12 protein-coding genes are annotated in these 10,173 nt (G+C 25.9%); 7 read left to right on the top strand and 5 right to left on the bottom strand.

Annotation, left to right across the window (positions count from 1 at the left end; translation table 11 throughout):
• Positions 1-174: 174 nt before the first annotated feature.
• Entirely contained in the window at positions 175-495 is a 321-nt protein-coding gene (locus tag VN21_RS14870; RefSeq protein ID WP_226896721.1) for a DUF3784 domain-containing protein, read from the top strand.
• A gap of 113 nt (positions 496-608) precedes the next feature.
• Here the strand turns inward: VN21_RS14870 and VN21_RS14865 are convergent, their stop codons facing one another.
• Positions 609-1,145 (bottom strand): GNAT family N-acetyltransferase, encoded by a 537-nt coding sequence (locus tag VN21_RS14865; RefSeq protein ID WP_052952095.1) that lies wholly within the window; start codon positions 1,143-1,145, stop codon positions 609-611.
• 305 nt (positions 1,146-1,450) lie between these two features.
• Between VN21_RS14865 and VN21_RS14860 the strand changes: the two genes are divergently transcribed.
• The 3 genes from VN21_RS14860 to VN21_RS14850 all read left to right on the top strand — a co-directional run bounded on the left by VN21_RS14860 (position 1,451) and on the right by VN21_RS14850 (position 2,908).
• Positions 1,451-1,891 (top strand): LytTR family DNA-binding domain-containing protein, encoded by a 441-nt coding sequence (locus VN21_RS14860; protein WP_046823951.1) that lies wholly within the window; start codon positions 1,451-1,453, stop codon positions 1,889-1,891.
• Entirely contained in the window at positions 1,888-2,301 is a 414-nt protein-coding gene (locus VN21_RS14855; RefSeq protein ID WP_046823950.1) for a hypothetical protein, read from the top strand. Before VN21_RS14860 ends, VN21_RS14855 begins: the two co-directional genes overlap by 4 nt.
• 82 nt (positions 2,302-2,383) lie before the next feature.
• Complete coding sequence (locus tag VN21_RS14850) at positions 2,384-2,908, top strand: GNAT family N-acetyltransferase (RefSeq protein WP_046823949.1); 525 nt, start codon at positions 2,384-2,386, stop codon at positions 2,906-2,908.
• Between the two features lie 239 nt (positions 2,909-3,147).
• Here VN21_RS14850 and VN21_RS17980 read toward each other — a convergent pair whose 3' ends face one another.
• The 3 genes from VN21_RS17980 to VN21_RS14835 all read right to left on the bottom strand — a co-directional run bounded on the left by VN21_RS17980 (position 3,148) and on the right by VN21_RS14835 (position 6,609).
• Positions 3,148-4,272, bottom strand: coding sequence for a C40 family peptidase (locus tag VN21_RS17980; protein ID WP_052952094.1), 1,125 nt, complete (start codon positions 4,270-4,272; stop codon positions 3,148-3,150).
• Between the two features lie 254 nt (positions 4,273-4,526).
• Positions 4,527-5,945, bottom strand: coding sequence for a sensor histidine kinase (locus VN21_RS14840; RefSeq protein ID WP_046823948.1), 1,419 nt, complete (start codon positions 5,943-5,945; stop codon positions 4,527-4,529).
• The gene (locus VN21_RS14835; protein ID WP_046823947.1) at positions 5,935-6,609 is read right to left on the bottom strand and encodes a response regulator transcription factor; all 675 of its coding nucleotides are present in this window, start codon (positions 6,607-6,609) and stop codon (positions 5,935-5,937) included. The genes VN21_RS14840 and VN21_RS14835 overlap by 11 nt, the downstream gene beginning before the upstream one ends.
• A gap of 408 nt (positions 6,610-7,017) precedes the next feature.
• Here VN21_RS14835 and VN21_RS14830 point away from each other — a divergent pair, with 408 nt between their 5' ends.
• Genes VN21_RS14830 through arsM form a run of 3 tightly spaced genes read left to right on the top strand, consistent with a single transcriptional unit; the run spans position 7,018 to position 8,962 of the window.
• The gene (locus VN21_RS14830; protein WP_046823946.1) at positions 7,018-7,398 is read left to right on the top strand and encodes an ArsR/SmtB family transcription factor; all 381 of its coding nucleotides are present in this window, start codon (positions 7,018-7,020) and stop codon (positions 7,396-7,398) included.
• A 19-nt stretch (positions 7,399-7,417) separates the two neighbouring features.
• Positions 7,418-8,161: a metallophosphoesterase family protein gene (locus VN21_RS14825; protein WP_046823945.1), complete on the top strand. Its 744-nt coding sequence runs from the start codon at positions 7,418-7,420 to the stop codon at positions 8,159-8,161.
• Positions 8,162-8,203: 42 nt separating this feature from the next.
• On the top strand, positions 8,204-8,962 hold the full coding sequence (gene arsM, locus VN21_RS14820; RefSeq protein ID WP_152650833.1) for an arsenite methyltransferase: 759 nt from the start codon (positions 8,204-8,206) through the stop codon (positions 8,960-8,962).
• Between the two features lie 60 nt (positions 8,963-9,022).
• On the opposite strand, the gene VN21_RS14815 is transcribed toward arsM, so the two are convergent.
• Positions 9,023-9,745 (bottom strand): DUF5714 domain-containing protein, encoded by a 723-nt coding sequence (locus VN21_RS14815; protein WP_052952093.1) that lies wholly within the window; start codon positions 9,743-9,745, stop codon positions 9,023-9,025.
• Positions 9,746-10,173: the final 428 nt, after the last annotated feature.

Raw genomic sequence — 10,173 nt, 5'->3', positions numbered from 1 at the left:
CTTTATATTTTATTTAATAATATTTTATTAAAATCCATATAAATTTGTTGTTAAGATATCTACTATTATATAAAAACAATATTAAGATTTCTTAATATATTTAATACTCTATTTCTTATTTAAAATTGCTATAATCATTGTATATACTATTATAAAATCAGAGGAGGTGTTAGAGTGTTTTATAGTTCTTTATCTATGGCAGGAATCTTTTTTGTAATTTCATTGATATTTTTTATTTTTAAAGATAAAGCATGTATTTTAATTGGCGGATATAATTCAATTTCTAAGAATAAAAGAAAAGGTTATGATGAAGTAAAATTAAGTAAAGATTTTAGAAATACATTTTTTAAATATGGTCTAATATTTTTTATAGGAGGAATTGGATGTTTATTTATATCTAATTGGTGTTTTTTGATAGCATTTTTAGTTTGGTTAATTTACTTTTCTACGAATGTAAGTTTTAGTAATAAGGTATTTGATAAATACAAAATTTAAATTTTAAAGGAGGCAAAATTGGATAATATTTTTAATTATTAAACATCATTCATATTAATATAAATAAAAATATTAATATGAATGATGTTATATACACTATTTTATTATATATCTTATCTTAATTTCATAGAATAAATAACTCTAACTTTGTTTTTGTCCTTATCATCACTTGATAGTTCTTTAAATTTAAATCCTAATTTTTCTGCTAGCTTTATAGATGCTGTATTTTGAGGATATATATGGGCTTCGATTGTTTGAACAGGTGAACTTTCACTTACATGGTTAATTAATAATGGAGCGGCTTCACTCATGATTCCTTTGTTCCAGTGAGCTTTCTTTAACATATAGCCAATCTGGACTTTATTTTCATTTTCATCGAAATGGTGTAGAGCTAGGTCTCCTAAATATTCATTAGTACTTTTTTCAATTACTCCCCATCTTATAAACCACTTTTTTTCAAATCCCTTATCTATAATATCAATAAGCTTTATAATATCTTCTATATAACTAATTTTTTGACCTGAGTTAAACTTCATAACATCCTCATCTGAGTACATTTCCAAGATATCTCTTGAATCTGAATATGATATCTTTCTCAGAAGATACTTATTAGACTCTATTTCTTTAAATTCATTAAATAAACTATACATATACCATCACCCCAACCTTTTATAAAATAATATTAGTATACTTTACTACCCTATATTTCTATAAATAATCAAAATAACTTCTAATACTCTCTAATTTTATTTTTTCTATTTCGCTTAATTTATAACTTCGCTATTTTAATCCTATATTCATTTATTTCACTCCAATTTCATTATTTAAAATGTATTATTATATATATAAAAATTATTATTATATGTAACTCTGTTATCAAAAACTGCAACAAAACACAAATCTGTAGATAATTAAACTTTTTGATAGTATATTTAAATCAAGAAAGGAGTTAACAATGAAAATTAATATTTTGATAGATAAAATTTTAAGCAGAGATGAAGTAGAGATTAAGGTTTGTCCTGAAAATGTAAACCTTGGACATGATTTAGAAAGCTACATAAGACAAATTTCAAAACTAACAGTTATAAATACTAAAAATGATAGCAAAATCAAAGTAAATATAAATGATATATTAAAATTTCAATCAGAAGGCCATATGTGTTGTGTAGAAATGAAATCCAAAGAACTTTATTTGATAAATAAACGACTAAAAGAAATAGAAGGTCTAAACTATAAGAGTTTTGTAAAAATCAACAATCAAACAATTATTAACCTAAATGAAGTTAAAGAGTTTTCATCTGCTCCAAATGCAAGATTAGAAGTGATACTTAGTGATGGCTCATTTCACTTTGTAAATAGACATTATGTAAAAATAATAAAGGAGAGGCTATTATGATTAAACAGTTTAAATCATCTTTTTTTCAAATATTTTCACTAACATTTATATGGGTCTTATTATTAATTTCTATATTTTTAGGAGATGTATCATTATCCGTTAAATATACTTGGAACTTAGTTTGTATATGTGCTATTTCTGCAATTATATTTGGAGTAATGTATCCTGCTTTATGGAATTTCTCATCACTTAAAGCTTTTAATAAAATTGCTATATCATCTGTTATAAATACACTTGGAGGAATTATAGCTGTATGGTTATTTTCACAGGATATGTTTATCTTTATAAAACCATGGATATTAGAGATCTTTATACTTACAATAATAGGTCATGTTATTGGTTTTTATTTTTACTCAAAGTGGGATAATACAAAAACATCTAAAGAACTAAATAATTTATTAAAAAAATAATTATAACTTTAAAAATTCTACATCCTTTGGCTTATAAACATTTAGTTATAAACACTATTAATTAAAAGGGGAATTCTATATTATGAACGATTTGATTTTACATGTTCCATCGTTTGAAGAACTTAAGTACAGACAACTAATTTTGTCTCAGGAAGATACTATGTCTTACAATAAAGGTTATAATCTTGGAATTGAAAACTATAATAACGAAACAGGTTGCATTGATTTTTCTAGAAAATATTGGAGTGAGTGGTATTCTAAGTGGGTGTCTGAAAGAGTAGATAGATACTATGCATATATAGTAAATAGTAAAACTGGCGAGTTTGTAGGTGATGTATGCTTTTACTATGATTCTCAAAATGATTTACACCTTATAGGTATAGTTATCGAAAGCAAACATAGATCCAAAGGATATTGTTCAAAAGGATTGTTAAAACTTGCAGAAACAGCATTCAATGACTTTAATGTGAAGGTTTTAAGAAATGTAATTCCTTTAGATAGAAAAAGTGCCATAAGCGGGCATAAAAGTGCTGGGTTTAGAGAAATTAGTATTGATGATAATTTAATTACGCTAGATTTAGTAAAATCAGAGCATTTATCTAAGTAATGTATAATAAAAAATTTTATTTGAATAATGCAGAATAAAAATAGTTAAGGTGTATTTAGTTACAAATACACCTTAACTATTTTTTAATATTTATATAACTTTTTAAAATTTAATGAGGTTACAATATAGAACAAAATTTTAAGGTTTATCTATAGTATTCTTTATATTCTTAAATTTATGTATGAATAAGTTTTAATTCTGAGGTAAAGATGCTTTTTATAAATAATTAGACTTAGTTTTTATATAACTCTCTTTGCCCATAAGTAAGTCCCATTCCAATAACTTGTATTTATATTACTTTTCTTTACAACATCTCCTGGTTTAGGTGCATGTATCATTTCTCCATTCCCAACATATACTCCAACATGGCTCACTCCTCCGCTTCCATCAGTACTCGAGAATATTAAATCTCCTGGCTGTAAATTAGATTTACTTACAGTCGTTCCAAAGTTAGATTGTTGACTAGATGTTCTAGGTAAATTAATACTTCCAGCATTTTTAAATATATAAGTCATAAGACCTGAACAGTCAAATGAGTTAGGTCCTTCAGCTCCCCATACATATGATTTTCCTAACTGAGCATAAGCTAAATTAACTATTGCTGATTGTTTACTAGAATTACTTACTGGAGAATTTTGTGATTCTTCAGGTTTACTATTTTCTGCTCCAGTATTTATATTTGGTTCAGATTTATCAGTATTTACTGATGGATTTTGAATTATATCAGTTTCATTATTTTCATTGTTTTGTTCAATATTAACATTCTCTTGTGGTTTACTAATTTGTTGAGTAGTGTTTCCATTTACACTTGAGCTTGTAATTTCTTTTACTACTTCCTCTTTTATTTTTATAACCGGCTTTTCGTCTGTTATGTACTTATTATATATATATCCTTCTTTACCATCGTATTTAACCTTTATCCATTCTCCATTGTCTTCTAAAAATTCTACCTTTGTATCCTCATCTAAAACTTTAAATACTTTAGAATTTAAGTTTTTATCTTCTCTAAAATTTACATTGTCAGCACTTATATATAATGATTTATTATTTACATCTACATAATTTGAATTTATCCATCCTGACTTTTCATTCTTAAGTTCAACTTTATACCAATCATTTTCTTGCCCTAATATTTCAAATTCAGTACCTTTTGGAACTGCATATAATTTATTTGCATCTTTTATTTTAGGGGTATTTCTTATATTAAGCCCTCTTTTAGCATTAACTTTAGCAGTTTTATATATTATCTTTTTATACTCATCTTCACTTTTTGTACTTTCTTTATCATCATTTGCAAAAGCGCTCATACTTGATGATACTATCATAATAGCAGTCATAGGTATTAAAAATTTTCTCTTTAACATAATTACTCTTCCTCCATTTATTTGTAACTTTTTTGTAACTTGTTAAAGAATACTACATAATTATGAATAAATTATGAATAAATTCTCAAAATTTTTTCTAAATCACAGCATATTTTTAGTAAAAAATAGGTAAATCCTTTATAAAGAATTTACCTATTTCAAAAATTAAATCTATTATTAAAGAGGAGAATCTCTCATGGATTTATAATAGTTTAAAAGTATGAACAAATTATGAATTTAATGTTAAATATTCTTTAAATCTTTTGATTGTTGATTATTGGCAACGTAATTATAAACTCACTTCCTTCATTTTGTTTACTTTTAACCTCAATTTTTCCTTTGTGTAGGTCAACGATTGATTTAACAATAGTAAGTCCAACTCCAATGCCGCCAGTATCTTTACTTCTAGACTCATCGACCCTATAAAATCTTTCAAATATATGATTTAAACTTTCTTTTGGAATCCCTACTCCCTCGTCTTTAAAGTGTATTTTAATATTTTCTTTTTCTTTGTATGCATATATATATATATTTCCACCAGCATTTGTATATCTTATTGCATTTGAAAGTAAATTTACTATGACCTGAGATATTTTATCTTTATCTAAATATGTATTTACATTTTCTAAGTTAAATACTATGTTTAGATTTTTTTCTAAAGCACAACCTTGATTATTATAAACTATATTTTTTATAAGTTTCTCTATATTAATCTCAGTTAAGTTAAGCTTGCTTTTTTCACTATCAAACTTTGCTAAGTTTTTTAATTGATTAACCAAGTTGGTAAGCCTTATTACCTCTTCATTTACACTATTTAACCTCTCTGTATTCGGTTCCCATATTCCATCTATCATTGCTTCCAAGTGAGTTTGTACATTTGTCAGTGGAGTTCTAAGCTCATGAGATATATCTGTAGTTAGTCTTTTCCTTAGATTTTCTTGCTCTTCTAATTTTGACGCTAAATTATTTATAGAGACTATAAGATTATCAATTTCATATATATTACTTTGATAGTCAATCTTATTATAATAACCTCCATCTCCCATTAAGTTTGTTATATTTAACACAACCTCTATTGGCTTAGATATATTATTAGCAATTAGTATGGCTATACATATTGTTATTAATATCATTAAAATACCTATAAAAGTAATTACTTGGTTTATTTCTTTTAAAAAATCAACATCATTATCCATATAATAAAGCAATCCATATGTTCCAATTTTTATTGATCCAATAACTTGATTATTTGAATTCTTTAAATTTAAAGATTGCTCCGTATACTTTCCATGCCAGTTGGCCATTGTGTGATTCATGTTGTTTTCTATACTTCCCATGATTTTGTTACATCTATCTTGACTATATGTTGTGGCTCCCCAAATTAAATTTCCATTTGTATCATATAGATCTACAAATATTCCTTTGTTTATAGCATTTTCTCCTATTTTTTCTATACTGTATAAGTTCCATCTACCATCCATATATTCTGATTCTATTGAATTTATTAAGTTAGAAACCTCATTTTCATTATTTTTAATTATATACTCTTCAAATTTTTTCTCAAAAATACTATTTATAGATACTGCTATAACTATTACTACTACAATTATTAACGATACTAAATATAGAATTAGTTTTTTATTAAGTTTTAGTTTTTTTAATTTATAATCCAAATTTGTAACCTACTCCATATACTGTTTGAATAATTTTAGCCTTTTTTGTATCTAATTCTATTTTTTGTCTAAGGTTCTTTATGTGAGCATCTATAATTCTATCAACTTTTTCATAGTGTTCATCTATCGCTAATTCTAATAATTGTTCTCTACTAAATATCCTATTTGGATTTTTAGCAAATAGTAAAAGTATCTTATATTCAGTATTAGTTAATACAACTTTTTCACCTCTTACTTTAACATCATGAGATGACATATTTATTTCAAGTTCATCCGAGAATTTTAGTACATCCTTCTTTTCTATATCTAGTTTTCTAAAAACCGCTTTTACCCTTAAAACTAACTCTTTAACATTAAAAGGCTTACAAACATAATCATCACAACCTATATTAAATCCTTCTATACGATCTTCATCTTCTGTTTTTGCAGTCAACATTATTATATGAACCATAGAAGTTTCTCTTATTTTTTTACAAATACTCTCTCCGTTTATATCTGGCAACATTCTATCTAAAATTATTAAATCAAAGTTTTTGTTAGTTAAATATTTAAGAGCTTGTTCTCCATTATTTGCTACTATGCAATTGTATCCCTCTTTATCTAAATACGCTTTAACAACTTGTGTTATCTTCTTTTCATCATCTACTATCAATATATTAAACATTTGTAAGTCTCCCTTTGTCTCTCTGCTATATAAATTAATTACAATATACCATAAAATTTATAAAAAGTTTATGGATTAATTTTGCTAGTGTATATTTTAATTTTTAATTAATAATGATTATATGAACTCTAATTATTGAAAATTTTTTACAAAGAAAAAGCTAATCTCTCTTGGAAATTAGCTTTTTCTTTGTAAAAAATTAATTTATATTCCCATTTTCATATTTATTTTCACATTAATAATAATAAAAAAATATGAACAAATTATGAATAAATAGTTATAAGGTAGATATATAAGCATTACTATCATCATTTAAATCAATTTTTTTTGATTTTATAGTTTACAAATCATTTTTTTTAGCATATCATATGATTATAAGTGAATATGTTAATATGAAAAGGAGTTATTATGGAACTTATACAAATTTTAAAAGCTTTAAGCGATGAAAGTAGATTAAGAATACTTAATATTTTAAGAGATGGACCTTTATGCGTTTGTGAAATAGAAGCAATACTTGAAATCTCACAGTCTAATGCATCTAGACATTTAAGTAAGCTTACTAATGCTAATTTAGTTAACTATTATAAAGAAGCAAAGTTTATTTACTATAAATTAGATCATGAGACTTTAACCCAATACAGTTTTATTCAAAATATCTTAGACAATGAATTAGATAAAGATAAAAATCTAAAATATGATTATGAAATTTTAAAAGCATATAAAAATGCTAATTTAAGTTGTGATACTGTTTCACAGGTTAAAGATGTAATCTCAGAGATAACAAAGTAAAATTTAGGAGGAAATATATATGAAAATAGCAGTAATATCGGATATACATAGCAACATATATGCCCTAGATTCAGTATTAGCTGACATTAAAACTAAGGATGTAGATATGATAGTATGCACAGGTGATTTAGTAGGTTATGGAACAAGACCAAATGAAGTTATTCAAACTTTAAAGAAAAATAAGATACTTACTATAATGGGAAATTACGATGATGCTATAGGAAACTTAAAAATAGTTTGTGGATGTGATTACCCAGATCCTAAAGATGCTGAAAAAGCAGGTCTTTCAATGCACTTTACAGGTCAAACTACAAAAGTTGAAAATAAAGAATACTTAAGAAACTTACCAAAAGAACTAATCTTTAATTTTGATAAAAAAACTATAAGATTTGTTCATGGAAGTACTAGACTTATAAATGAATATTTAAAGGAAAATTCAAAAGAAGCAGATGAGGTTATGAGTGAGTTAGTGGAAAATATATTAGTTTGTGGTCACACTCATATTCCATATGTTAAGTATTATGGTGAAAAATTACTTATTAATGCTGGAAGTGTTGGTAAGCCTAAAACAGGTAATCCTAATGCAAACTATGTAATTATAGATATAAAAAATGAAGATGAGATAGCTAAAACTCCATCAAGTGTTGAAGTAGAAATTATAGAAGTTGAGTATGATTTTGAAAAAATGGCAAATGAGATAGAAGAAAATGAAATACTTCCAAATGACTTTGCAAGACTTATACGAGAAGGCAGTTCTAACTAATACAATTTTAATTTTTAAACTTAAAAAGGTGGTGATTGTAATATGAAAGATATTACTAACGGAGATATAAAAAATATAGTTAGAGATAGCTATAAGAAAATTGTAAAAAATGAATCTAATCTAAGTTGTTGTGGGGAAGATATATCTAAAAGTATAGGTTATTCTAATGAGGATATGGATACAGTTCCAAAAGATTCTAACTTAGGCTTAGGGTGTGGAAACCCTCACTTAATTGCAGATATAAAAGAAGGTGAAACTGTCCTTGACTTAGGTAGTGGAGCCGGATTTGACTGCTTTTTAGCATCTAAAAAAGTTGGAAATAATGGACTTGTTATAGGTGTTGATATGACTCCAGAGATGTTAAGTCAAGCAAGAAGCAATGCATTAACTAACAATTATAAAAACGTCGACTTTAGATTAGGTGAAATTGAAAACTTACCTGTAGCAAATGATTTAGTTGATGTTATAATATCAAACTGTGTTATAAACCTATCTCCTAACAAGCAAAGAGTCTATGATGAGGCTTATCGTGTGCTTAAAAATGGAGGTAGGTTATCTATATCAGATATAGTCCTTATGAAAGATTTAACTCAAGAAATGAAACAAGATGAAAAACTATATTGTGGCTGAGTCACAGGAGCCTCTTCAGTTGAAGAGTTAGAAGTTTACTTATCAAATTCAGGATTTAAAAATATAAAAATAGATGTCAAACCTGTTTCTAAAGAGTATGAAGAGAAGTGGGGTCATAACTTAAACGTAGGTGAGTATATTATGTCTGCCTCAGTTACAGCTATTAAATAGAAACAATTAATAAAAAAGTATATCCTTTGGGATATACTTTTTTATTGATATATTAATAGTCTAATTCAACTCTAAGGCTAATTCATTGTCAGTATAAAATTTGCATTTTGAATTTAAGCATTCTTTATTTAAACTATTGAAATTGCACTTTAAATCTAAAGTTTTATCTAAATCTACATTTAAATGTTCTTTAGTAAAATCTATTGCTGTTTCTATAGCTGTAAAAGAATCTCTTTTACAACATCTTGGCCCTCCATACTTACTTATGTTTTCAAGTGCCTTTGATGTCATTAAGTTACAAAGTCCCCATTCCTCTTTATTCATAGGTCCTGACTCTTGTATTAAACTAGTATAAATCCCACAACCTACTCCAGCTCCACATGCTCCATAAAATCCACAGAATCCCCCTAATACGTTCTTAGCTCTTTTTTGACACTCATCTAATAAACTTTTTAACTTTTCTTTTTCATTAGTTTTATTTAAAAATGCAGTGCTTAATACTGCTGGGACTAAGTAATGATGCTCTGGTCCATGCATCTTAATTGCTGGATGCTTCATTAAATCTACTGCCATTTCTAATGGATTTATACTATCACTATTTAAACAGTAGTTAGTTATAGCCGTAAGCGCATCACTACTATGACATGAATCACATACATAGTGTCCATTTTTACATACTATAGCTGATTCGTAAGTTTTTTTACAGAAATAACATACTCTTTCCTTACTTTCATTTTCATAAAGCACTTCCTCATTACAAATTAAACAATTAAACTTATTCACTTTTATTCACCCCTTAATGTATAAAGCTATATCCTAGTATTCCCAATTATAATTATACATTTTAGAAATTCATACTAATAGTACTTTTTGTAAAAAAATTTATTATAAATCTTTTTAATATAACGTTATTCTAAATGCTGAGATTAAAGGTATTTAGAATAAAATTTAATTTGCAAATTTACATATACATATTTTGGATAGTAAAAATTTGAATTTGAACATATTGATAGTAAATAGTAATTACAAGTTTATTGTTTTAACTGAAATTAATTAATAAATTTAAACAATAATAGGACTGTTACTTTAGAAATGTATTAAGATACCGTATGTTAATTCTCAAATCCCATGTTAGATGTTAACTTTGATACTCAACATCTAAATAATAATATTGAAAGGATTAATTTATATATATTTTTCTATAAGTAGAG

The sequence above is a fragment of the Paraclostridium benzoelyticum genome, assembly GCF_001006285.1.
Lineage (GTDB): Bacteria > Bacillota > Clostridia > Peptostreptococcales > Peptostreptococcaceae > Paraclostridium > Paraclostridium benzoelyticum.
This window is presented reverse-complemented; position numbering and strand designations above follow the sequence as displayed.

Excerpts from the sequence above, each read along its gene's own strand:
- VN21_RS14865 (WP_052952095.1), bottom strand. The coding sequence starts at position 1,145 with ATGTATAGTTTATTTAATGAATTTAAAGAAATAGAGTCTAATAAGTAT.
- VN21_RS14860 (WP_046823951.1), top strand. The coding sequence starts at position 1,451 with ATGAAAATTAATATTTTGATAGATAAAATTTTAAGCAGAGATGAAGTA.
- VN21_RS14855 (WP_046823950.1), top strand. The coding sequence starts at position 1,888 with ATGATTAAACAGTTTAAATCATCTTTTTTTCAAATATTTTCACTAACA.
- VN21_RS14850 (WP_046823949.1), top strand. The coding sequence starts at position 2,384 with ATGAACGATTTGATTTTACATGTTCCATCGTTTGAAGAACTTAAGTAC.
- VN21_RS17980 (WP_052952094.1), bottom strand. The coding sequence starts at position 4,272 with ATGTTAAAGAGAAAATTTTTAATACCTATGACTGCTATTATGATAGTA.
- VN21_RS14835 (WP_046823947.1), bottom strand. The coding sequence starts at position 6,609 with ATGTTTAATATATTGATAGTAGATGATGAAAAGAAGATAACACAAGTT.
- VN21_RS14830 (WP_046823946.1), top strand. The coding sequence starts at position 7,018 with ATGGAACTTATACAAATTTTAAAAGCTTTAAGCGATGAAAGTAGATTA.
- VN21_RS14825 (WP_046823945.1), top strand. The coding sequence starts at position 7,418 with ATGAAAATAGCAGTAATATCGGATATACATAGCAACATATATGCCCTA.